General features: G+C 38.0%; 20 protein-coding genes. 8 read left to right on the forward strand and 12 right to left on the reverse strand.

Features of this window, described 5'->3' with window-relative positions; translation table 11 throughout:
• Positions 1-60: 60 nt before the first annotated feature.
• A complete protein-coding gene (locus QM524_RS06290; protein ID WP_283343922.1) occupies positions 61-1,011 on the forward strand; it encodes a pectinesterase family protein in 951 nt (316 codons plus the stop codon).
• Positions 1,012-1,236: 225 nt separating this feature from the next.
• Here QM524_RS06290 and QM524_RS06295 read toward each other — a convergent pair whose 3' ends face one another.
• The gene (locus tag QM524_RS06295; RefSeq protein WP_283343923.1) at positions 1,237-2,952 is read right to left on the reverse strand and encodes a DUF885 domain-containing protein; all 1,716 of its coding nucleotides are present in this window, start codon (positions 2,950-2,952) and stop codon (positions 1,237-1,239) included.
• Positions 2,953-3,178: 226 nt separating this feature from the next.
• On the opposite strand from QM524_RS06295, the gene lysS reads away from it, so the two are divergent.
• Positions 3,179-4,891 carry a lysine--tRNA ligase gene (gene lysS / locus QM524_RS06300; RefSeq protein ID WP_095166459.1) on the forward strand — a complete coding sequence of 571 codons (1,713 nt, stop codon included), beginning with the start codon at positions 3,179-3,181 and terminating at the stop codon, positions 4,889-4,891.
• Positions 4,892-5,039: 148 nt separating this feature from the next.
• Here the strand turns inward: lysS and QM524_RS06305 are convergent, their stop codons facing one another.
• Together QM524_RS06305 and QM524_RS06310 are read right to left on the reverse strand one after the other, a co-directional pair.
• A complete protein-coding gene (locus tag QM524_RS06305; protein WP_095166460.1) occupies positions 5,040-5,237 on the reverse strand; it encodes a cold-shock protein in 198 nt (65 codons plus the stop codon).
• Positions 5,238-5,438: 201 nt separating this feature from the next.
• On the reverse strand, positions 5,439-5,636 hold the full coding sequence (locus QM524_RS06310; protein WP_095166461.1) for a cold-shock protein: 198 nt from the start codon (positions 5,634-5,636) through the stop codon (positions 5,439-5,441).
• 538 nt (positions 5,637-6,174) lie between these two features.
• Here QM524_RS06310 and QM524_RS06315 point away from each other — a divergent pair.
• A complete protein-coding gene (locus QM524_RS06315) occupies positions 6,175-6,396 on the forward strand; it encodes a PspC domain-containing protein (protein WP_095166463.1) in 222 nt (73 codons plus the stop codon).
• Here QM524_RS06315 and QM524_RS06320 read toward each other — a convergent pair.
• Positions 6,391-7,404: a glycosyltransferase family 2 protein gene (locus QM524_RS06320; RefSeq protein WP_283343924.1), complete on the reverse strand. Its 1,014-nt coding sequence runs from the start codon at positions 7,402-7,404 to the stop codon at positions 6,391-6,393. The two genes, QM524_RS06315 and QM524_RS06320, sit on opposite strands and share 6 nt — an antisense overlap.
• 411 nt (positions 7,405-7,815) lie before the next feature.
• On the opposite strand from QM524_RS06320, the gene QM524_RS06325 reads away from it, so the two are divergent.
• Positions 7,816-9,468: an amino acid permease gene (locus tag QM524_RS06325; RefSeq protein ID WP_283343925.1), complete on the forward strand. Its 1,653-nt coding sequence runs from the start codon at positions 7,816-7,818 to the stop codon at positions 9,466-9,468.
• A gap of 342 nt (positions 9,469-9,810) precedes the next feature.
• Here the strand turns inward: QM524_RS06325 and QM524_RS06330 are convergent, their stop codons facing one another.
• The 5 genes from QM524_RS06330 to panC all read right to left on the reverse strand — a co-directional run bounded on the left by QM524_RS06330 (position 9,811) and on the right by panC (position 13,704).
• Positions 9,811-10,503, reverse strand: coding sequence for a zinc metallopeptidase (locus QM524_RS06330; protein ID WP_095166469.1), 693 nt, complete (start codon positions 10,501-10,503; stop codon positions 9,811-9,813).
• 142 nt (positions 10,504-10,645) lie between these two features.
• Positions 10,646-11,122 carry a D-glycero-beta-D-manno-heptose 1-phosphate adenylyltransferase gene (rfaE2, locus tag QM524_RS06335; RefSeq protein ID WP_166552556.1) on the reverse strand — a complete coding sequence of 159 codons (477 nt, stop codon included), beginning with the start codon at positions 11,120-11,122 and terminating at the stop codon, positions 10,646-10,648.
• Positions 11,123-11,184: 62 nt separating this feature from the next.
• A complete protein-coding gene (locus QM524_RS06340; RefSeq protein WP_095166471.1) occupies positions 11,185-12,156 on the reverse strand; it encodes a lysylphosphatidylglycerol synthase transmembrane domain-containing protein in 972 nt (323 codons plus the stop codon).
• A gap of 195 nt (positions 12,157-12,351) precedes the next feature.
• Positions 12,352-12,702, reverse strand: coding sequence for an aspartate 1-decarboxylase (panD, locus tag QM524_RS06345; protein ID WP_095166473.1), 351 nt, complete (start codon positions 12,700-12,702; stop codon positions 12,352-12,354).
• Between the two features lie 147 nt (positions 12,703-12,849).
• Entirely contained in the window at positions 12,850-13,704 is an 855-nt protein-coding gene (panC, locus tag QM524_RS06350; RefSeq protein ID WP_283343926.1) for a pantoate--beta-alanine ligase, read from the reverse strand.
• Positions 13,705-14,026: 322 nt separating this feature from the next.
• On the opposite strand from panC, the gene QM524_RS06355 reads away from it, so the two are divergent.
• The 4 genes from QM524_RS06355 (at position 14,027) to QM524_RS06370 (ending at position 19,390) form a co-directional block, all read left to right on the forward strand.
• Positions 14,027-14,836, forward strand: coding sequence for a glycogen/starch synthase (locus QM524_RS06355; RefSeq protein ID WP_095166477.1), 810 nt, complete (start codon positions 14,027-14,029; stop codon positions 14,834-14,836).
• Positions 14,748-16,262: a DUF4270 family protein gene (locus QM524_RS06360; RefSeq protein WP_283343927.1), complete on the forward strand. Its 1,515-nt coding sequence runs from the start codon at positions 14,748-14,750 to the stop codon at positions 16,260-16,262. Before QM524_RS06355 ends, QM524_RS06360 begins: the two co-directional genes overlap by 89 nt.
• Before the next feature lie 200 nt (positions 16,263-16,462).
• Complete coding sequence (gene glmS, locus QM524_RS06365; protein WP_095166479.1) at positions 16,463-18,298, forward strand: glutamine--fructose-6-phosphate transaminase (isomerizing); 1,836 nt, start codon at positions 16,463-16,465, stop codon at positions 18,296-18,298.
• Between the two features lie 195 nt (positions 18,299-18,493).
• Entirely contained in the window at positions 18,494-19,390 is an 897-nt protein-coding gene (locus QM524_RS06370; protein WP_283343928.1) for a phosphodiester glycosidase family protein, read from the forward strand.
• Between the two features lie 211 nt (positions 19,391-19,601).
• Here the strand turns inward: QM524_RS06370 and QM524_RS06375 are convergent, their stop codons facing one another.
• From QM524_RS06375 to QM524_RS06385, 3 genes are all read right to left on the reverse strand, one after another.
• Positions 19,602-20,378, reverse strand: coding sequence for a DUF4397 domain-containing protein (locus tag QM524_RS06375; protein WP_095166482.1), 777 nt, complete (start codon positions 20,376-20,378; stop codon positions 19,602-19,604).
• 136 nt (positions 20,379-20,514) lie between these two features.
• Positions 20,515-22,044, reverse strand: coding sequence for a SusD/RagB family nutrient-binding outer membrane lipoprotein (locus QM524_RS06380; protein ID WP_283343929.1), 1,530 nt, complete (start codon positions 22,042-22,044; stop codon positions 20,515-20,517).
• Between the two features lie 46 nt (positions 22,045-22,090).
• On the reverse strand, positions 22,091-25,261 hold the full coding sequence (locus QM524_RS06385; RefSeq protein WP_283343930.1) for a SusC/RagA family TonB-linked outer membrane protein: 3,171 nt from the start codon (positions 25,259-25,261) through the stop codon (positions 22,091-22,093).
• Positions 25,262-25,304 lie beyond the last annotated feature (43 nt).

Consider the following 25,304-nt stretch of genomic DNA (forward strand, 5'->3'; position numbering starts at 1 on the left):
TTAGCTTTTGTGCAAAACCTTCAAATAGCGCTCAGATTTTCTGAGGTAGACGAAATAAATATGAAAACAAAGATTTTAATAGGCTTATTACTATTGATGACCTTTTGGTCAACTGCTCAAAAGTATGATTTTGTGGTGGCACAAGATGGCACAGGGCAATTTCGAACTGTACAAGAAGCTTTCAATGCTGTGCCTGATTTTCGTAAAAAACCTACGACGATTTACATCAAAAAGGGGATTTATCAAGAAAAATTAGTGCTTGCCGAATCCAAAGCAATGGTGAAGATTGTAGGGGAGAGCCTGAACGAAACGATTATCCAATATGATGATTTTGCCCAAAAGAAAAATATCTTCGGAGAAGAAAAGGGAACTACAGGATCATCAGGCTTCTATGTGTTTGGTAATGAGTTTTCGGCACAGAATATTACTTTCCAAAATACCGCTGGTCCTGTGGGGCAGGCGGTTGCAGTTTGGGTAAAAGGCGATAAGGTACAGTTCCGAAATTGTAGATTTTTAGGTTTTCAAGATACTTTGTACACTTATGGTTACGAAAGTCGACAATATTACTACAATTGCTATATCGAGGGAACAGTCGATTTTATCTTTGGTTCATCTACGGCCTTATTTGAAAAATGTACCATATACGCCAAAAACGATGGTTATTACACTGCTGCCTCTACGCCTCAAAACAAAGAATACGGCTATGTTTTTAAGAATTGTACTTTTACAGGTAGTGCGCAAGCAAATACCTTTTATTTGGGCAGACCTTGGCGACCGTATGCCAAAGTGGTAATCATGGAGTCGGTGCTAGACAAACAAGTAAAACCTGAAGGTTGGAACAATTGGGATAAAGTGAGCAATGAATCAACATCCTATTATGCCGAGTATAAAAATACTGGTGTTGGTGCAGATATCTCAAAGAGAGTCAAATGGTCACATCAACTCACAGATGATGAAGCCAAAAAATATACCAAGGAAAGTATCTTCGGAGATTGGAAGGTAGATGAATAAATTATAGAGTTTAAGTAAAAAACGCTAATACTAAGTAACATGAGTCATTATGTGAAATTTGTATTCTATCAGTAGAGACGCAATGATTGTGTCATAAGCCGAGTAAAACCATCAAAAAGCGGTCGGAAAATATTTTTCGACCGCTTTTTTGATGAAAACTTGGAGAGTCATCCCAGTCTCATAATTCGAGGTGACGCTTGTTAAGTTTTATGACTAACACAGTGCTTAGTGTAACATGACTTTTCTCAAAAGCTGTATCGGAAGCATGCCATTATCAGTAGCTTGATCATGAAACTTGCGAAGTGAAAAGTATTTTCCTTGACGTTTTTTGACATCTTCTCTCAAAGCTAACAATTGAAGTTTACCCAATGAGTAAGATAAATACCCCGGGTCAAATGTCCCACGAAGTGCTTCTTCGTAGGCTGGTTTTTCTTCATAATAGCAGTTAGCCATAAAGAATTTTGTACCTTCTTTGACAGACCAACCTGCGGTATGTTCTTTGATAGATACCACCAAACGGCACAATCTCAACAGAGATTCGGATAGTTGAGCCATTTTGTATTTAGCCATCACCTTGGGGTCTTCCGATTTTCCATAGCCTTCTTCAAGCATCATTTGTTCGGTGTAGTGTGCCCATCCTTCTACAAAAGCGTAGCTTCCAAATAACTTTCTAGCACGGCTAACTGAGGAGGCATTTAAGTGTAAAAACTGTACATAATGCCCAGGATATGCCTCGTGGATAGAGATTACCTCAGTGGAATATTTGTTAAACAAGGTCAACCATTCTTCTTTTTGAGCCGAAGTCCATTTATCCGATGGCGGAGTTACATAGTAATAGGCTTCTGATGCTTCTGCTTTTTCGAAAGGTCCTGGTGTATCCATTGCCGCAGTTGCACCCACCATAAACGCAGGTGTTTTAACCACTTTTGCTCTTACTTCTGATGGAATAGTAATAATGCGATGATCAATCAAAAACTGTCTTATTTCCTCACATTTATTTTTTGTAAAAGACACCAAGGAATCAGCTTTGGGATGCTCTTTTTGAATCATTTTAAACACCTCTTGAGGCGTTTTGGTCGAGTCAATAACTTTGGCTGCTTCGGCAAATTCCCGTTGTTCTTCTTTCAGTTTTTTTAACCCTATTTTCAAAATTTCTTCAGGAGTTGTATCCAATAATTCATTATACTGAAGCATTTTGATGTAATTTCTTCTACCGATAGCATATTTTCCATGCGCACGAGGAAGGGTATGTTTTTGCAGATAATCAGCAAATCCTCTCAATGCCCTACTGGCGATTTTGGTAGAGTAAGCCAATGAGTCTTTTAGGTTTTTTTGATACACTTTTTCAAATGCCTTTGGAATATCTTTTTCGACATATTCTGCTGTACTTCTAAAAGCACCTATCGACAACTCAACCTCTTCTTTGTAGTTGATGGAGGTCATATTTTGTTTGGCAGTTACCAAAAAGTTTGGTAGCTGTTTTTCAAAATGAATAACCGCTTTAGCCCGTTGGTCAATGCTTGCATAATTTCTTTTGACATAAGGTGTTAGGTCAATAACGCCTAGGTAGGTCAATGGTCTTTCTGCAATATGAAGCACATTGTATTTATGGAGAGAGTTTTTGACTTGACTGACAAGAAGATAGTAGTCTATCAAATTATTTTGAGAAAGCTTAGTCGTGTCAAGGCTTTCGAATTTGGCTAAAAACTCATTTAAGTGAGTGGCTTCTTTGTCGATACCCTCTTTGCTAAAATCAGGCAACTTCCCATCAAATTGATGGTATCCTTGAGCAACAGCCACTGTTGGGTGCCCCGTCAAGTAATTTTCTATAAATTCACTAGATACTTTTTCAAATCTTTGATCTTCTGACTCAAATAATCCGCAACTAGTAAGCAATAAAATCACAAGAGCAAGATGCGTTAGCTTGCTAAAATGCTTCATAATACCCGATGAGTTTAATGACAATTTGTGCAAAATACAGATTTTTGACGCATGATTACGAAAAAAAAACGAAAATTCGTGAAAGAACATCTTTATTAGGCTGTTCTAGGTTTGAAGACCCAGTAATTCTGACTAATTTTGCACTCTTTACGAAATCGTAGTAGATTACTATTCATGCAACTATTGCCCCGAAACTAATCTTGGGCAAAATTATCAATCAAGTACAATGCTATCAGAACAAGAAATCCTCCGTCGCCAGAAGCGCGAAGAGTTGATGAGATTGGGAATCGACCCATATCCTGCCGAGATGTTTGAAGTGAACGTAACGGCCGCTGATATTCACAAGAATTACGAGAATAATAAACTAGATTATAAACAGGTCTCAATCGCTGGTCGTCTGATGAGCTTTAGAATTATGGGTAGTGCCTCTTTTGCTGAATTGCAAGATAGTACTGGCCGTGTTCAGTTGTACTTTAGACGTGATGATTTGTGCCCTACCGAAGATAAAACGCTTTATAATACGGTATTTAAGAAATTATTGGATATTGGTGACATCGTAGGTGTAAATGGATATGTATTTACTACACAAACGGGTGAAATCTCTATTCACGTTACAGAGTTTAAAATCTTAAATAAATCTCTTCGTCCTCTACCAATCGTAAAACGCGATGATGATGGAAACGTTTATGATGGATTAACAGACCCTGAAATTCGTTACCGTCAGCGCTATGTAGATTTGATTGTAAATCCACATATCAAGGATATCTTCTTGAAGCGCTCTCGTATTGTAACAACCATGCGTTCGTTGTTTGATTCAAAAGGATGGTTGGAAGTTGAAACGCCAATTTTACAACCTATCCATGGTGGAGCGTCGGCACGTCCTTTCAAAACTCACCACAATACATTAGATATGCCTCTGTATATGCGTATTGCTAATGAATTGTATCTAAAACGCCTTATTGTAGGTGGTTTTGATGGAGTTTATGAGTTTGGAAAAATGTTCCGTAACGAAGGTATGGACCGTACTCACAATCCAGAATTTACTTCTTTGGAGTTTTATGTAGCTTACAAAGACTATAATTGGATGATGAACATTACGGAGGAAATTTTCGAAAAAGTAGCCATCGCTACCAACGGAGATTCTAAAGTACAAGTAGGAGAGAACCTAATCGAGTTTGCTGGTCCTTTCGAGCGTTTGACAATTGCTGGTGCTATTGAGAAATACACAGGTGTAAATGTGGAAGGCATGGACGAAGCTACTTTGCGTCAACACTGTCAAGAGTGGGGAATCGAGGTGGATGCAACCATGGGTACGGGTAAATTGATTGATGAAGTGTTTGGAGAAAAAGTAGAAGCTAACTTGATTCAGCCAACTTTTATCATAGATTATCCAGTAGAAATGTCTCCATTGACTAAGAAGCACCGTAGCAAGCCAGGTCTAGTAGAACGTTTTGAGTTGTTTGTAAACGGCAAAGAAGTTGCCAATGCTTATTCTGAATTAAATGATCCTATTGACCAACGTGAGCGTTTTGAAGAACAGTTGCGTTTGGCTGAGCGTGGTGACGAAGAAGCAATGGTTATGGATGAAGATTTCTTACGTTCTTTGGAATATGGTATGCCTCCAACCGCTGGTATTGGTATTGGTATCGACCGTTTGACAATGTTGATGACTAATCAAACTACCATCCAAGAAGTATTGTTCTTCCCTCAAATGCGTCCAGAGAAGAAAGCTGAAGTTTCTACAAATGAAGAATACGAAGCCATAGGTGTTCCTACGGATTGGATTCCTGTATTGCAGAAAATGGGCTTTATGACAGTCGCAGGTTTGAAAGAAGCTAACCCAAACAAAGTATTCAATGATTTGGGAGGTATGCGCAAAAAGATGAAATTGACGATTGCTATTCCAACCAAAGACGAAGTCTTGAAGTGGTTTGAGTAAATTAGCTACGCTTGACAAAGCCAAAACTTTGTCAAGCGTTATATAAGCAACAAAAAAAGCTGAATTTTGATTTGACTCAAAATTCAGCTTTTTTAATTTGTAACGATAAATGTTTAAAGATTTATCATTACCGACAACTCAGTACTTATTATGATAATTTTCTAACATTCACCGCGTTCAATCCTTTTTTACCATCTGTAGTTTCGAAAGAAACAGAGTCGTTTTCACGAATTACTGCACCACCAAGGCCAGTTACGTGTACGAAGATTTCTTGGTTTGTTTCATCGTCTACGATAAAACCAAATCCTTTAGATTCGTTGAAAAATTTTACTTTACCAGTTTGCATAAAAAAAATAAATAAAAATATAAAAAATAAAAAAGTGCTAATGCTGACTTTTGCTTAAAACAAAGCCTTCACATGAAAAATCCCAGCTAATGGAGTCTGGGATTATATAAGACCATATATAGCTTGAATGTTTATGCCTTGATTATTGCGGTTGTTTTGTCTGAAAACTAACGACAAATGACCAACGACAAGAGACGCAAACTATCTAATTTTCTTCACATTAACGGCGTTTAAGCCTTGCTTTCCTTCTATAGTCTCAAATGAAACCTTGTCATCTTGACGGATTTGTGTACCACCTAACCCAGTTACGTGAACAAAAATTTCCTGTGCAGTTTCATCATCTACGATAAAACCAAATCCTTTACTTTCGTTAAAGAATTTTACTGTACCTGTTTGCATGATTAAAAAAAATAAAAATTGATAATAAAAAACTCGAGCAAGCGCTTAAAGGCTCGCACCAAATAGTTCTAAAAAAACTAACAGTAAGTTTTTAAGTTCTTGATAATCACAGAGGGACAATACTAGAAGGAATTGTAAACTCTTGAAAACTGGTAACTTTTGGACTTCGGAGATCGTATAATTAAGAACTATTATTTCTCAAATGTAGGTATAATTTTATACAATCCAACTTTTAGGATTCTTTTTTTTTGAAAATGAGTAAAAATACCTGACATTTAGATTAGAAAAGTTACATTTTCTATGGTAATGTTAAAATATTGAGCACTAAAAATAACCTTAATTTAAAGGCGATTCTCAAAGATAAAGACCATAGGGTTATCTAAGTGTCTCATTTACAAATTGTTTGTGTTTATAAGTTTTGTGCAAAAAGCATACTAAGCTTAGGAGATTTTCGTATATTTGTTTACTAATAGATTGGCAGTCTGCTGTCGATAAAACCTTTTCAAACTATTGATTAAATAATCCCTAATTTACTACCATGCTAAAATTCAAGTACTTTGTTGAACAACACGTGTTTGGCGTGTGCACACGAATGGGCGAAAAATTTGGTATTGCTACTGGGAGTATTCGCTTGTACTTTATTTACACGACATTTCTAACAATGGGTTCGCCCATCATTATCTATTTGATATTGGCTTTTTGGATGAACATTCGCAAATACCTTCGCCAAAGAAACCACCCGACAGTTTGGGAGTTATAGTGATTTGGGTAAGTCGCTAAATTTCTTGATACCATTCAAAAAATGCGCTTTTACGATAGAATTTGGATGAATAAACTTATATCCATTCTTTCGTATAAGTGCTTTTCTTTTTTGATGCCAACTCCCAAAATTTGCATAAAAGTTGAAATGCGCCTTGATTACAGCCAGACAGTCCTGCCAGCCTCCATCAATCAAAAATTTTGCTCCTGCAATACCGTCAAGTACCAATCGCATAAAAATGTTCAACCAAAGATGTTGAGGAGGATGGTTTTTGTAAAGGAGGGCTAAACCATTACGGAAGTTAAGATACGTTTTTCTTGGATTGGACTTATGTAATGTTCCGCCGCCTACATGATATACGGTAGACTCAGCTGAGTAATATACCTTGTAGCCTGCTAAGTGTATACGCCAACAAAGATCGATTTCTTCCATGTGGGCAAAAAAGTCACCATCAAAGCCTCCAACTTCATGAAATGTAGCGGCACGAACAAACATACATGCACCTGTAGCCCAAAATACCTCTCGAGTATCGTTATATTGACCTTGGTCTGTTTCTAGATTATTAAAGATTCGTCCTCTGCAAAAAGGGTATCCTAAGAAATCAATGAAACCACCAGCGGCACCTGCATATTCAAAAGTATCTTTTTTGTTGAAATCTAGGAGTTTGGGTTGGCATGCCGCAATGGAATCATCCGAATCCATGAGTGTAATTATAGGCTCAATCCAGTTATCACATACTTCTACGTCTGAGTTGAGTAAGATATAATATTCGGAGTCGACTAGTGCTAGTGCCTCGTTATAACCTTGTGCATAACCATGATTTTCAGTAAGTTCGATTAATCGAACTGCGGGAAACATCGTTTTAAGAAGCGGTATAGATTGGTCTGTGGAAGCATTATCGGCAACAATAATTTCTGCTAATGGCGAATGAGAAATTACGGATGGTAGAAATTGTTTTAGAAACTTTTCTCCATTGTAATTTAAAATAACAACTGCAACTTTTTTCATTATAGTGGTGAATCAAAATTAAAACTGAACTTACCATTAGCAGTACCCATAGTACCATGCAAGAAATATTTTACAAAGTTGCAATAAGATTTTTTCTGAAACAAAAACAAATCTTTGAAAAGTCTAAATCATTTCACCAATCGATTTTTTAGTAGTGTCAGGTTTGATACATTGCCAGTCAGAGATTACCTGAAAGACGCATGAAATACGTATATTTGCAAGCTTAAAGGCGGAGTATGTGTAGCAATTTGATTGTATGAGCTAGATTTTGTTAGATTTTGTATCAATAAATCGTGTTGAATTTCCTATTTTTAGGCATACTCTAAGGCTAGCAGGCTGAGAGATTTTTCTTAAACCCTTTTCTATTTTGATTCTAGCTGTAGCTACCCAAACACTAAAACTTCAAACTAAATGTCTAAAAACACTATTTTTCGTAAAAAAAACATTCAGAGTGTACTGAGCCAAAGTGAAGACGGTCATTCGTCGGGCTTAGTAAAAGTACTTGGCGTAAGAGACTTAACATCCTTTGGTATTGCAGCGATTATTGGCGCAGGAATTTTTAGTACCATTGGTAGAGCAAGCTTTGAAGGTGGGCCAGCGGTATCGCTTCTCTTTGTTTTTGTTTCGATCGCCTGCGTATTTACAGCGCTTTGTTATGCACAATTTGCGTCTATGGTGCCAGTTTCGGGTAGCGCTTATACTTATGCTTATGTGTCTTTCGGAGAAATATTTGCTTGGATTATTGGTTGGGCTTTGATTTTGGAATATGCGGTTTCTAATATGGTGGTAGCCATATCATGGTCTGAATATTTTGTAGGAATGCTCACGGGCTTTGGTATTCATTTTCCTGATTATCTGACTATTGACTACGGAACAGCAAGCAAGGCTTTTGAGGCTATTCATCGTGGTGAGCAAGCAACAGACGTCATGAAAGTGGCTGCTGCGGCGTATGAACACGCTCCAACGATTTTTGGAAATGCAAAATTATTGATTGATTTACCTGCGGGAGTAATCACTATTCTTGTGACAGGTTTAGTATATATTGGTATTAAAGAATCACGTACCGCAAGTAATGCTTTGGTTGTGTTGAAGTTGTTGGTGATTTTCTTAGTAATTATTCTTGGGGCATTTTATGTAAAACCAGAAAATTGGTCGCCATTTGCCCCTAATGGTGTGCAGGGTGTTTTGGGAGGTGTAGCTTCTGTGTTTTTCGCTTTTATTGGATTTGATTCTATCTCGACAACGGCTGAAGAATGTCGTGACCCACAAAGAGATTTGCCACGTGCGATGATTTATTGTCTCATAATTTGTACGGTACTTTATGTTGCTATTACCTTGGTTTTGACAGGTATGGTAAATTACACAGAATTGAAAGTAGATGATCCTTTGGCGTATGTATTCCAAAAAATTGGCTTTGATTTTGTGGCAGGTGTGATTTCTGTGTCAGCGGTAGTGGCTATTACTAGTGCCTTATTGGTATATCAAATGGGGCAACCACGTATCTGGATGTCGATGAGTCGTGATGGATTGTTATGGAAAAAGTTCTCAGAAATTCACCCTAAATTCAAAACTCCAGGTTTTGCGACTATTATGACAGGATTGGTAGTAGCAATTCCATCCTTGTTTATGGATATGGGCTTTTTTGTGGACTTAACAAGTGTGGGTACTTTCTTTGCTTTTATCTTGGTTTGCGGTGGTATTTTATACCTTGATTATCAAGGTTTGTCAAAAGACGCAACCTTTAAAGTCCCATATATCAATGGTAAATATATTGTTGCTACCTTGTTTATCATTGGATTTAGCTACGCTATTTCGCAAGGAACTTTTGTGGAGCATTTGCAAGAAAAACCACTATTGGCTGTGTTTTGGTTGGTTTGGATTGCATTGTCAGTTATGGCTTTCAGATATAATTTTTCATTACTTCCTGTACTTGGTATTTTAACGAACCTTTATCTGATGACCGAATTGGGGGTAACTAACTGGGCTATCTTCATTATTTGGTTGATTATTGGTCTTGTGATTTATTTTGGCTACGGCTATCGTCATAGTAAGCTTTCCAAATAAATAACAAGCTGTTAATGGTATATGAGTTATTTGTTAATAGTGTATCAGTTATTAGAATGTACTCATAGTCAAGAGGCTATCATAAAATTGCAGCTCAGATATACTATTGATCACCCAAATATGATTTATTTCGAATGGAGTGAATATCTTTTAAATTTACTGATTAGTTATCTAACATATTAATATCAAAAAAGGCGGTCGAAAAACAAATTTCGACCGCCTTTTTTGATGAAAACTTGGAGGATTTTACTTGGCTTAAGACGCAATCATTGCATCTCTACTAGTGAAAATGTATTTTAAATAATTACTAAATCACTCAATCAAGATTCACTAAATTTTTATCTAGTCATTACTTCTACGACCCGAAAGCATATTTAGGTAATACAATAATTGCGCTAGCATACCAATAGCTGCTACTACATAAGTCAAGGCTGCCCATTTGAGTGCGTCCTTTGCCATTTCATGTTCTCTTGGTGTTACTATATTTCTTTGCTGCATCCATTTGATGGCACGATTACTGGCGTCAAATTCTACAGGTAATGTAATGAAACTAAAGATAGTTGCTACCGCAAAAAGTGCTACACCGATGGTCAATAACAACTTACTTCCTGTGGAGTACATAATCATTACACCAATCATCAATAGCATAGGAGTGAAGTTATTCGCAATACTCAATACTGGTACCATTGAACTACGAAATTGTAGCATCGAATAGGCAGTGGCATGCTGTACCGCGTGTCCGCATTCGTGAGCCGCAACGGCTGCTGAGGCTGCGCTACGTCCATAATATACATCTGGGCTTAAATTAACGGTTTTGTCTGCTGGATTATAATGGTCAGTGAGTTGTCCTTCTACAGATAAAACTCTGACATCGTAAATGCCATTGTCTTGTAGCATTTTTTCCGCTACTTCACGTCCTGAAAGTCCATTGGCAAGACCAATTTGAGAATATTCATTGAATTTACTCTTTAGTTGCCAACTAACTAACATACCAATCCCACCAAAAATCAGGGAAATTAACCAAATTCCTGTCATAGTCTTGTTTGTTAAATGGTTTTTAAAAATGGTAACATAATAGCCTTTTGGCTATCGACTTTCAGCTTTGGGGTCATCACTTTCTAAATAATATGTTATTTCGGAAGGTAGAGTCTTGGGAGACTCGATGATGATTTAATGATTAAAGCTGTTTGATTTTCTGAATTAAAGAGGTTGTTGAATATCCTTCTACCAACGAAATGGTTTTTACCTCTCCTCCTTTTGCTAAAACAAAATCTGAGCCAACGATATTTTCAACGGTATAATCGTCTCCTTTGACCAAAATGTCAGGTTTTACTTGCTCGATAACCTGTAAAGGTGTCGGTTCATCGAACAAAATGACAGTATCTACAAATTCAAAGGCTGCCATCATTCTCGAGCGAGCATATTCATTTACAACAGGGCGAGTAGGACCTTTCAAACGATTTACTGAAGCATCGGTATTGAGTCCTAGCACCAATTTGTCGCCTAATTTTCTTGCTTTTTCCAGATAATCAATATGCCCAAGATGAACTATATCAAAGCATCCATTAGTAAAAACGATTTTTTTTCCTTCAGATTGCCATTTCTCTACTTGATTGATGGCTTGCTCTAAGGTACAAATTTTATCCTGAGTCATTAGGTTATTATTTTTCGTCAATTTGAAAATAAGTCAATATGGTAATTCGAAGATTAACGCTCTTATTTACTTGATTTTGAGGTTAAAAATAGAGTAGTCAAAAAGCTGAGCGCTCCCAGTAATAGCAATGCAACCATTTGTGAACCATGAATGAAGGTGGCTAAAATAATACCATTTTTTTGTTCTAATCCATACAATACTAGCGCATTACCAACTAAGAAGTGATATGGTCCAATACCCCCCTGTGTAGGAGCTGCCATACCAAAAGTTCCCATGGTCAAAACAGTTAAACCAGCCAGCATACTCAAATGAGATGTTTCGGGAATCGCAAAAAACAGCACGTAAGCTGAAAAGTAATACATCACCCAAATTAGTAGTGTATAGAAAATGAAAAGCCCTGGTTTTTGCATTTTACCAATACTTAACAAACCGTCCAACAAGCCATTAATCAATCCAACAATTTTGCCTAAAATAGGGTGTTCTGCTAATTTGGCTTGGTACTTTTTGAAAAGCCAAATACCTGCCACACCACCAATAGTAGCAACCACTAATAGAACTACAATAAGAGTTACTTTTGACGCAAATTGCTCCATAAAGAAATCCTTAAGTTTGGTAAATTCTAAGGCAAGGTTTAGTAAAAAAATCACGAGTAACATAACCAAGTCAAAAATACGCTCGGTTACGACGGTTCCAAAAGATTTTTCAATCGGAATATCGTCTGTTTTTTGTAAGGTTCCACAACGAGTTACTTCTCCCATGCGTGGAATGATATAGTTGGCAAAATAACCCGTAAGTACAGCCAAGGTAGTGCGAAAAGTTGAAGGCTTATAACCCAAAGGCTCCATCAAAAGTTTCCATCTTATTGCACGAGAAATATGCGCTACGAGACCTAAAATACCAGATAATATAATCCACCAGTAGTTGGCTTTGGCAAACTGATGTAGCATATCTGTGATATTGATGTCTTTAAAAACAAACCACATCAAACATCCAGCAAGTCCTAAAGAGATAACATATTTAAGTATATTTTTCATGAAATAAATGTTGATTAGTGAAAAGATGTTATTGGTTTAAAGTCTATCTTTTTAGAAAGAAGAAGTTATCAGTTTACAGTATATTGGTTATCAGGAAATAATTACAATAAGTGCTTGTATCCAAGGTTATAGATTTTGTAAGTGCTCAAATACAAATGGTGAACATAAGCTTATGTTCACCATTTGAAAGCCATACTAGATGACTAGTTTGTTGTTATGGTCGGGAAACACAAGTTTTGGTTTGTGCTCTTTTGCTTCATCAGGTGTCATGATCGCATAAGCAATGATGATTACGATGTCGCCAACTTGTGCTCTACGGGCAGCTGCTCCGTTGAGGCAAACCGTCCCAGAACCTCTTTCTCCTGTGATAACGTAGGTTTCAAAACGCTCACCATTGTTGTTGTTCACAATCTGAACTTTTTCATTTTCGATAAGCCCCGCAGCATCCATCAAATCTTCGTCGATTGTAACGCTACCTACATAATTTAGCTCCGCTTGCGTGATTTTAACACGGTGGAGCTTTGATTTCATGACATGAATAAACATGACTTTATTGTTAAAATTTGCAAATATTTGAGTGTGTAACAAATTACAAGCCTCAATAATTGCACAAAGATAGCTTATGTAAATAGTTATTTGGCAATTAAATAGACTAATTCTTAATAGATTGAAAGCTTAGCCTACTTCAAAAAACTAGATAATAATGTTGTCAATCAGGCGAGTTTTACCTAAAAATGCAGCAATGCATAGGGCTATTTTCCCTCCACCCGAATTTTGAGATAAAATGCCTTGGAACGGTTGTAGCGTATCAAAATCAGATATTTCGAAGTACTCCAATTCAATGCCTTCTATGTTGTTCAGAAATTCAGCAAGCTCGCCTTTTACTTCTGATACCTCTTTATCTTGGAGTAAACTAGCCTTGGCATTGTTCAATGCTTGATACAAAGATGGTGCTATAGCACGCTGTTCGGGACTAAGATTTCTGTTGCGAGATGACATGGCTAAACCGTCTTCCTCTCTTTGAGTTGGGCAAATCACTAGTTCCAAATTAAAGCTTAGTTCATTGACCATGCACGAAATAACTGCACACTGTTGTAAGTCCTTTTGACCAAAGAAAGCTTTGTTGGGTTGTACAATGTGAAATAATTTTGAAACAACAATACCAACACCATTAAAATGTCCCGGTCTGAATGCGCCTTCCATTACAGTCTCTAAAGCCCCAAAATCAAACTTCATAGTCGGCAATTTAGGGTACATTTCTTCAGCTGATGGAGCAAATAAAATATCGCATCCTGCGGCGTCCAACATTTGACTGTCGGCTTCGAGGGTACGCGGATAAACAGCCAAATCATGCGCATTGTTGAATTGCGTAGGATTCACAAAAATACTACATACTACTATATCCGACTGAGCTTTTGCTTGATTGATAAGAGAGATATGTCCTTGATGCAGAGCACCCATAGTAGGAACAAACCCCACGGTCATACCTTGATTACGAAGTTGCTTGAGATGTTCCTGTAATACTGAGATTTGATGAAATACTAACATCCTGTTTTTGTTTTAGTTAGTCTATAAAATCGAATGCCAACTATGGCAAAAGTTGGGTCGTTTGCTCGATGAAGATGGCAAAAAACGTTCAAAACTACAGGGTTCTTTTACATTCTTCGCAAAATGATTGTGGAATTTCCGTATTTTTTTTATATTTTTGCATAATTTTTTTCGAAATCTGTGCTTGTTTTTTGTTATAGTTAGTTGGTTGTAAACAAGGTTTGAGCGATTAATAGGAGATAAACCGCTCGTTGAAACACTTGTTAAATTTTACACCAGTTAACACTTTTTAACAACTACTAAGCTCCTAACTACGACAACAATGTCTAAATTGCGTATCCTTTACGTTGCCAGCGAAGTTGACCCATTCCTTTCTACTACTCAGGTAGCTGATTTTGTAAGAAAATTGCCAGCGGCCATGCAAGAAAAGGGAATGGAGATAAGAATCTTGGTGCCAAGATTTGGGTTGATCAATGAACGTAAAAACCGTCTTCATGAGGTAGTGAGATTATCGGGCTTCACCGTTCCAGTGGGTGACGATGATAAGCCTGTAACTATAAAAGTAGCAAGTTTGCCATCGGCAAAGTTGCAGGTATATTTTATTGATAACGAAGACTACTTCCAACGTAAGACTGTTTTCACAGACAAAGAAGACAACTTTTATTCGGACAATGACGAGCGAGCAATATTCTTTTGCAAAGGCTCGTTAGAAACCGTAAAGAAATTAAGATGGGCTCCAGATATTGTGCATTGCAATGATTGGATGACGTCTCTTGTACCGTTGTATTTAAAGACAACTTACAAGAACGATCCGATGTTCAAAGATGCTAAAGTCGTATTCTCGGTATATAATAGTGCTTTCTCTCACAAATTTGAAGCTACAAGTTTGTACGAAAAAGTAAAATTGATGGACATAGAGGATACTATGCTTGACAGTCTCAAAACGGCTGACTACGCTGGCTTTATCAAAATTGGAGCAGAGTATGCAGATACTGTGATTACCTCAGAAGAAGAAGTTACGGAGAAATTTAACACAATTGTTGATGAATTACCAGACAAAAAAATCGAGTTTGTTCCTGAAGAAAATATCGAGAGCTACTACAACCTTTACACAGATTTGGCAAGTGCGTAACCTTTGGGTACTCCTTGTAGGTGCGTTCTTGATGGCCTGTGATGATCCTGAAGAAATTGGTACAGAGCTTTTCGGTCAAGATATTGGTTTAACTTACACCGATACCCTGACGGTAGACGCATCAACAATACAATTGGACTCGATGCAGACCTCTGGTATTCCATCGGTAATTGTTGGAAGTATGAGCCATCCAGTTTTTGGTGATTATACCTCTAAAACGTTCTTCCAACCTACAAATATCGATACTATCAAAATCGATACTGCTGGAACCAACGCCTACAAAGCTTCTTTGGTAGAGTCTGTGGATTCGCTTGCTCTTTATTTGGTATTTCGTCGTGTAGCGGGAGATACCACAAAAGCGCAAACCTTCAAGCTTTACAGAGTTAAAAGTACAGCCACTCCAACAGTGAGTAAAGTTTACAATACGGGTGATGCTTTGCCTGATTACGATCCGACTCCATTGGCAACTGTGACTAGAAATCCGTTGAAGCCAATCAGGAATGCAAATTCTACTTCTGAAGATACCTCAAAGTATAGTTACGTTAAAGTGCCTTTACCAATGGCTTTGGCTAGAGAAATCTTTGCCAAGCGCAATTTATCGAGTGCTAATGCAGTAGTGTATGATAAGTTCAAAGATGTTGTCAAAGGATTTGTATTAGTGAGTGAAACTAATCAGAATTCGGCTTTATCTTACTTTTCTGTAGGACAGAGTATGATGAATCTTTCGTATCACTATACTTATACTTATCGCAAAACGACAGGTGTAGATACAACAGTAAGTGTTAACAAAACTACTACATTTTATTTGAGTAATGGTACTGCTTCTACAGGTGAGCAAAATGTTCGCTGGTCTAACATAACTGTCAATAGAAAAGGGGCTTTAGCTAACATCAAGAAAGCTGCTGATGCACTTAAGTCTTCGGATGCGGGTGGTTATGTATACATGGATAACATCTCTGGCTTGGCGGTGAAATTGAGATTCCCGACATTGTTGAAGTTGAAAAACAATAAAAACGTTGCTATCAATAAAGCAGAGTTAGTCCTTGAGCCTGATCAACCAGTTTCTGGTTTCTCAAGAATCACTAATTTAGTTGCGATTCAGGAAAATGGAGCTAATCGTCCATTACGTTATACCGCAACCAATGGTTTTGTTTATGCAAACAGTGAGACTCAAATCGCATCATATGCAACAAAAGCCAATACTTATACCTTTAACGTAACCTCGGCTTTACAAAATATTTTATCGGGTAAAGCAACTACGAATGGTTGGATACTTACACCAACATGGATAGGACTCGCTTCTAGTCAGTCAACATCGGTGTCAGTGTTATCTAGTTCAAGAATTGTTGCAGTAGAACCAGTTCAGGCAGTTTTTAATGCTAAAAACATCAAACTGAGAGTCTACTATACACATATTTCAAAGTAATAGTTGGCAAAATTTTTGCTGCTTCACTAAAGCGGAGTACTCAGGGTCTGAGTGCTCCGCTTTCTTTTTTACAGTAATATATTGCCGTATTTTTTCGTCGAAATTCATGTAGGTTAAGGCAAATTGATTATTTTTACGTATCAAACACAAGAATAAAGCAACTATAATCAATCAAATTTTCAAACTATAATCATTATACTATGTGTGGAATTGTAGCCTATGTTGGGCATCGTGACGCCGCACCTTTGATTCTCAAAGGTTTAAAACGTTTGGAATACCGTGGTTATGACAGTGCGGGTATCGCATTGTTGAACGGGGCATTAAATGTTTACAAGAAAAAAGGTAAGGTAAAGGATTTAGAGGAGGCTATTACTAACGAAACACTCCAAAGTACTATCGGTATCGGACACACTCGTTGGGCTACCCATGGTGAACCGAATGATAGAAATGCTCACCCGCATTATTCTGCTAGTCGAAATTTGGCAATTATTCATAATGGTATCATCGAAAACTACAGTTCTATCAAGAAAAACTTGATGAAAAAAGGACATGAGTTTCATTCTGATACCGATTCAGAAGTATTTGTTCATTTTATTGAAGATATCCAAATCAATGCAGGCTGTTCATTAGAAGAGGCTGTTCGTTTGGCTATGAAAGAGGTAGTAGGAGCGTATGCTATTGTGGTAATGGATGCTACCAATCCAACGCAATTAATTGCTGCTCGTAAGGGTTCTCCTTTGGTGATTGGGGTAGGAGAGAAGGAGTTTTTCTTTGCTTCTGATGCAACGCCTATTATTGAATATACTCATGAGATGATTTATTTGAACGACTACGAAATTGCAGTAGTTCGTGATGGTGAATTAACAGTGAAAAATATCGATAATGCTTTACAGTCTCCTTACATCCAAACGGTAGAGTTAGAACTTGAAGCTATCGAAAAAGGAGGATATGAGCATTTCATGTTAAAAGAAATTTTTGAACAACCTCGTTCTGTAGCGGATTGTCTTCGTGGTCGTGTAAACGCAGACAACGGACACCTTGTACTGGGTGGTTTGCGTGAATATACCGATAAATTGGCTAAAGCTAAACGTATTGTAATTGTAGCTTGTGGTACTTCATGGCATGCTGGTTTAGTGGCTGAATATCTTTTTGAAGAATTAGCCCGTATCAACGTGGAAGTAGAATATGCCTCAGAATTTAGATACCGTAATCCAATTATTAAAGAAGGTGATTTTGTGATTGCGATTTCTCAGTCTGGTGAAACTGCCGATACTTTGGCGGCAATTGAACTAGCCAAGTCAAAAGGGGCTACGATTATTGGTGTTTGTAATGTCGTAGGCTCGTCTATTCCTCGTGCTACTCATGCGGGTGCCTATACTCACGCCGGACCTGAAATTGGTGTAGCATCAACAAAAGCTTTTACCGCACAGGTAATTGTATTGACACAAATGGCCATTGCGGTTGCTCGCAAAAAAGGAACATTGCATGAGGATACCTTTAGACGACTCTTGTTTGAATTAGAGCGTATTCCTCATAAAATTGAAACAGTTTTACAAAGTGATAGCAAAATCAAGGAGATTGCTGAGAAATTTAAAGATGCTCGCAACTTTATTTACTTGGGTCGTGGCTATAACTTCCCAGTGGCTTTGGAAGGCGCTTTAAAATTGAAAGAGATTTCTTATATCCATGCAGAGGGCTATCCTGCGGCTGAAATGAAACATGGTCCCATTGCTTTGATTGACGCCGAAATGCCAGTGGTATTTATTGCGACTAAAGATAGTTCTTACGACAAAGTAGTATCGAATATCCAAGAAGTAAAAGCTCGTAAAGGTCAGGTAATTGCCATTGTAACGGAAGGAGATAAGTTAATTCCAACGATGGCTGATTATGTGGTTGAAATTCCTGCTATGCACGAGGCGCTGATTCCGTTGGTATCGGTAATTCCTTTGCAATTGCTTTCATATCATATTGCTGTGATGCGCGGTTGTAACGTTGACCAGCCTCGTAACCTCGCTAAGTCGGTAACGGTAGAGTAGATATTAGTGTTGAATGATGAGTTGTGAATTTTGAATAATCAATTTATTCTTAATATAGATTTTATTACTCAGCTATAAGATAAGCCCTTCGTATTTTTACGAAGGGCTTTTTGTGCTTTTATCAAGTCAGGAAAGGCTACAAAGTTGCTAATTTATGGGTATGTTGTTCTGTTTTACTAAACTTTTATCAACAATATGAAAAAATATCTCTTACTACTAACCTGTAGTTTTATTTCAATCTTTGGAAGTTATTCACAATCAAAAAAAGATGTAGAGGTCTTAAAGAATACGATTTGGAAAACTGAAAATCTAGGAAATGGTCTTGTCTGGCAATATTTTCATTTTCAGCAAAAAGAATTATTTGAATCAAACCAGAGCATTCATATTTTAAAAAGCAAGCTGAAGAATAAAACTGTAAAATTTGCCTTGGGTTCAGCAGATATTCATCATAAAGAGTCAGATACTACCAGAAAATTACTCAAAACAAGTTTGATTGCTGCTACAAGTAATGCTTTGGTGGCTGTGAATGGTGGATTTTTTAACACTAAAAAAGGTGGAGCAGTTGACTTAATCAAGATAGATGGAAAAGTGTTGGACACAGCAACATATAATCCTCGCAAAGCGCTGCCAGATCATAGTCGCTCGGCAATTGTAATTCATAGGAACAAGATTGCTATAGTAAAAGGAGATACTTTACCCTTTTGGGAAAGGAAACTTTCTGAAGAGAGCATCATGGTAACCGGACCATTATTGTTATTTGATGATAAAGAGGAGCCTCTCAAAAATAATGCTTTTACCAATAACCGACATCCTCGCACTTGTGCCTGTATTACCAAAACCAAGGAAATTTTACTGATAACAATTGATGGTCGCAACACAGAAGCGCAAGGGATGAGTTTGCAAGAGTTAACTTTTTTAACAAAAAACCTTGGATGTAAAAATGCCATTAATCTCGATGGGGGAGGCTCGACAACGATGTATATCAAGAATAAACCTGATCATGGAGTCGTAAATTTTCCTTCTGACAATAAACTATTTGACCATTTCGGTGAGCGAAGTGTAAGTAATATTTTGATGATTTTACCTAAATAAAAAAGGGTGAGAAAATACATCTCACCCTTTAAAGTGTACACATCTGTCTTAATTAATTAACTTTTGAGTAAGTATGTTCAATACTTGAATACTTACTGTGATAAAGAAAGCTTTTCTGGACGGATACGCCTCCACGCTCCATTGATTATGTAACAATGCTGAGTGATGAATTGATCATTAAAAAATTACATTCACAATTCATCACTCAAACTTATCTATTGACCAATACACTAGCTGTAGGTGTATATTTGGTCGGATTCTTTGCATCTGTTGTTACCATTCCTCTTACATATACCGTGTAGCATTTGCCTGGCACAACCAATGTTTGGTTGACAGTGGCTGTAGTTACCAGCGCCACACCTCCCGAAACTTTTGTAATAAATGGTACAGTAATCGTACCAGATAAGAAATTATCGATAGGAACTGTATAAAAAGTATTGTCGGCATTTTTGTAAGCAATATTTGTCGCAATAGTCTGCCCATTTACCGTGAAATCAATCGTTGTAGAGTTGGACACTAAGTTCAATACTCTCACATAGATATTCTTACCATTGGCAGCAGGGAATTTGTCTTCCAAGGCTACCGCCGAATAATTGGGCGAAACCCCTGTCGCAAATACTGAATAATACTTCCCATCTTCAAGATTTACATTGGCTGTAAGTCCAACCGCATTATTCAAAGAAGGAATAACTACTCCAACTTTGGTTGCACCTGCTGGATAAGTCGCATATTCTGCCGTGAGAGGAAAGGCATTACCATAGGTAAGCAAATTTGGTGCCGCAGGAGGCGTAGTGTTCACTCCTGAAAACTTTTTATCATTCAAATAAATATCTACGCCTGCAACATCTGGTGCCGCATGAATAAATTTGAGGCGACTACCTGTTGCTGGAAGAATATTTTGAAAAGAATCTGCTTGTTCACCACAGGCTGCTAGTCCGAAAATGCTAGTAGCGAGGGTTATTATTGATAAAAATCTTTTGTATGTCATTTTTGTAAAATTTAGGAGAAAAATACTCTCTATTTTAAAAAAATATATGGCAGTGTAAGTGAGTATCATCTATAGGTACGACATGAAAAACCACGATTCATTCCATAAGACCAATAGTTTTCTTACAATTCTACCTTTATTCAGCTTTTGTAAACCACTGTTCGTAAGTATGATAATCAGGGTTATTTCCACCTAGTTTATCCAAAGAGGCACGGTTCCACACATATTCTGAGTTGTAACGTGGACGTACGCGTTGAACAGGTTTGCCATTGTTTTCAGTAGCAAATGTTCTTGGCAATGTAAAGCCAGTGTAAACATTAGAATCATATCTATATCTACGAAGGTCTACCCAAGTTTCTACGTTTCCGTGAGCGTATAAGGCAATGAATTTTTGGCACATAATATCACTAAGTGTCAAATCAGCACCTGTTTGCTTAACCGCTTTACTTGCTAGAAAAGCAGCCTTATCAGTAGCAGATACTCCTACAAAATCCATGTGAGCAGCGATGGCATTTTTGTAAGCAGCCAAAGCTGTAGCTTTGTCACCTTTCTTAAATGCTGCCTCAGCTTTGATAAACTGAATTTCTGAATAAGTAATAATTGGGAATGGAGCATCGTCTTTGTAAATGTATTTTCCTTTGGTAACATCTACTGGTGATTTGCCAACCAATGCAGACGGAGGAACACCCCAAAGAATAGGAACACGCTTAGGGTTGTCGACTGGCGTAGCATTCGGGTCAACACTCCCTGGAGTTACACCTCTGAAAACACCATCTACACAAGCGGTAAACATCAACGGCAAGCGAGGGTCTACCACACCATTGAACACTCGACCATCCAATAAACTGATACTAAAGTCAGTCTGGCGAAACGATTGCATATTGTCACGAAGTGGTCCGAAGAAATTTCCATCGGCAGTACTCGAACCACGGTGAGGAACCATAAAGTTGTCGGCATTAGATGACATCGCTTTATCGCAATATTCGATTACCTTATCAGGATTATAAGAGCTCTTATTGCTGATATGATTGGCATTACGAGCCAAGTTTGCATACACAAACTTTTTCCATTTGTCTACATTGCCACTATAAACTTTATCACCTCTTACCAATGAACCAACGCCATCGCCAGTTTTGTTAAGATTGTCCAAAGCCTCTTGACTCAAACGACGAACTTCTTCATAAATCAAATCCTGAGAATCGTAATCGAAAACATAGCGGTTAGGTTCAAAGGCTTGCTTTAATACCATTTCACAATGCCAATCGGAAGTACTTTGCCACGACCATGCGCGAATTGCTTTGGCCGCTCCAACATAATCCCATTTTTGTTTGGCCACACCGTCTGCAACAATCAAGTCAATATTTTGACCAATAGACCAATAATGCGAACGCCACTTTTCGCCACCTGCATCCGAACCAGAAGCATAGCTATGTAGATCCCAAGTGTTACCTGCGGCTGATGATGACCAAACTTGTGAGTACTGCCCCGCATAACGGCCATCAAATTGTTCGCCACGAACCATCTGAGACACGATAGGAGGAAGGAGTGCGTATCCTTCTGCAACTTGTGGATTACTTGGGTCTTCGTTGATATTGAGATAATCTTGGCAACTACTCATCAAAAGTGTTGTAGCCGCAAGAAATATATAGGATGATACTTTTTTCATGTCTTTCTTTTGTTTTAACTGAATTTTAAATAAAAACAGATTTCAATTAGAACGTTACGTTAATACCAGTACTGAATGTGCGAGGCAATGAAACTGTACCGAAGTCGATACCAGCTGCACCAACCCCCAATGAGGTTGCAGTAGTACCGTTTACACTTGGATCAGCGCCTGTGTAATTAGTAATCAAGAATAATTCAGTACCACGAACAAAAATAGAGGCATTTTTAACCCATTTTACACCAGCCAAAACTTTTGATGGAAGTGAATAAGACAAGCTTACATCACGCATACGAAGCCAGTTGATATTGTGCTCTACGAAGTCTGACTCGGCTAAAGAGCTATAGAAAGCTTGGTTTGTACTTGTACTAGGAGTTACTTGAACTGTATTTTGCGTTGGATTGTCGGTGTTTTCGTAGCCATCTCTCAACACGCCTTTGTATACAATTGGGGTATTACGATCTAGAGTTTTTGGACTCAAACCACGCTCGTACAACCACATCGCATTACCGTTAAACACATCTCCACCTTTACGAATATCCAATAAGAAAGATAGATTTATAGACTTATAGGTAAATGAGTTTCTTAAACCAATAGAGAAATCTGGATTACGGTCACCAATTGGTAAGAAGTTGGTGTTTTTAATTGGTAAACCCGTGGCAGGGTTAATCAAAATATCTCCTCTTTTGTTGCGCAAATAGCTGTATCCACCAATGGCAGTTGCCGAACCAGCCCATTGTTGGTAGTAGCTCAGGTTGTCAACAGTAGTAAAATATTTTGACAAATCGCCTACAAAAGCACTTGCACGAGCATTGTTGTATAACCAAGTGTCTGAGTTATAATATTCAGCTACGTCGGCAGGAAGATTTTTTACATCTGTCGTAAACTTCGAGAAGTTGACATTTACATCCCAAGAGAAGTTAGATGTTTTTACCGGTGAACCAGACAATTGTACCTCAACACCTTTGTTTGAGAATGTACCACCATTCAACAAAGCAAAGATAAAACCTGTGGCATAGCTCAAACGTTGTGTTACGATTTGGTCAGAACGTTCGTTCGAATAGAAGGCTGCATCAACATTCAGACGGCCTTTGAAGAAACGTAATTCAGCACCAACTTCCATACCAACCCCTCTTTCTGGTTTCAAATTTGGGTTACCCCCGTAGAATCCATAAGCAAAGCCACCGTCAGTAGTAGTTTGTGGCGTAAGGGTCGACTTGATTTTGTATGGCGTTGCAGGGTCTTTACCTGTTTGGGCATAAGACGCACGAAGTTTACCAAACGAAAGGAATCCTAAATCTTTGAAAGCTGGTAATTCTGTAAAGACAAAACTAGCACTCACCGAAGGATAGAAATAGTCGTATCGAGTAGCGCCATAAAGTGCCGATGACCAGTCATTTCTACCAGTAGCTTTCAAATATAGGATGTCTTTATAGTTCAAGTCTAAGCTTGCAAAAACGCTTTGTAAACGTTTCTGCTGAATCGTTACTTTTCCTCTTTGTGTTGTTACGTCGGTATTATTGATACTGTTAAATTCTGGCAAATAGAGTTTTTCACCATAAGAAGCATTTACTTCAGATTTGTCATCTTGAAAAGAAGTACCCACTAAAATAGATCCGTCGATATCCCCAATTTTCTTTTTGGCAGTAGCGATAAAGTTTCCGTTAAAGATTCTACCTACGTCAATCGCATTGTCGATATATCCTTTGGCTGCAATACCATTCGCCGCAGCTCCCGCACTCGAACCACTACCAGATTCTGGGTGAATCAAAAGGTTGAGGAAAGTAGTGTAGGTATCAACACCAAAACGACCAGTTACGTTTAGCCAAGGCTTAATATCTGCCGAAAGAGAGATATTTTCAATCATACGAAGCGTTCTCTCCTTGTTTTGATTTTTGTATAAACTAAAGTAAGGATTATCTAACTCAGAGTTATCGGCAGGAACCAAACGGCGTCTGGTACCATCAATATTTAGGTAATTACGCATATCGTCGTTGGCAGGCCATCCTAATGCGCTCAGGTACATACCGTTTGCTCCTCTATAGGCTTTGGTAATATCTGAGTTAGTTAAGGCAAATGAGTTGGTTACTGTTACACCTTTTGCAATTTCGGCACTACCAGTCAATTTGGTTTGAAACTGTTTCATCCCAGTTGTAGGTACAACACCCAACTGGTCAGTATAGGCAGCAGAGAAACGATAGGTGATTTTTTGACCACCCTCTATACTCAAATTATGGCGCTGTGTAGTACCTGTTTGAAAGAAATTACCCACATTGTCATATAGCTGAGTATTGGTGCCTTCTGAATATTTTGGTCCACGATAGGTAGTTGAGGTTGGGTCAACAACTCCATACGAACCACGACCGTATACTTTTTGGGTTTCTACAAAGCGATAAATATTTGAGAAGTCGAAAGAGTTGCTATAATTTACTCTTGTTGCTCCTTTTGAACCTTTTTTAGTCGTAATCATGATTACCCCAGACGAACCTTCAGAACCATAAAGCGCTGCTGCTTCAAGACCTTTTAGCACAGTAATGCTTTCAATATCATTTGGGTTGATATCAGCAATACGGTTCATGTAGTCATTGGCACGGTTTGGACCGTCGGATACCAAGCCACCTTGTGAGAAAGTGTTGTTACTTACTGGCAGACCATCAATTACGTACAAAGGAGAGTTGCTTCCACCGATAGAGGTAGCACCACGAAGCTGTACTTGCGCTGATGCGCCTGGCAAACCTGTTGTGGGTGTCATCGTAAGACCTGCTACACGACCTTGCATGGCCATCAAAAAGTTACTACGACCTGTATTCGAAATTTCGTCACCTTTTACATCTTGAACAGAGTAACCTAAGGCTCTTTTTTCTTGCTTGATACCTAAAGCTGTTACCACTACTTCGTCGAGTGCGGAGGTCATAGATTTTAAGGATACATCGATTTTGGATTGTTTACCAACCTTAACTTCCTGTTTTTCAAAACCCAAAAAACTAAAAACTAAAATGGTGTTGTCTGTCACAGAAATCTTGAAGGATCCATCTTCACCTGTAGTTGCACCTTTGGAAGTGCCTTTGATACTAATGCTTACACCTGCCAAACCTGCATTGTCCTCGGCATTAGTAACCTTTCCTGTTACCTGTCTGTCTTGGCCATAACTCAATTGCACTGTTCCTAATACAATGCACATGAGAAGCCATGTGAGTTTGTTTAGTAATATTTGTTTCATAAATAAAATTGGTTGTTGTTGATTTGAAAAGACATTGTGTATG

Origin of the sequence: Flectobacillus roseus (assembly GCF_030056595.1) — a bacterium.
GTDB classification, from domain to species: Bacteria; Bacteroidota; Bacteroidia; order Cytophagales; family Spirosomataceae; genus Flectobacillus; species Flectobacillus roseus.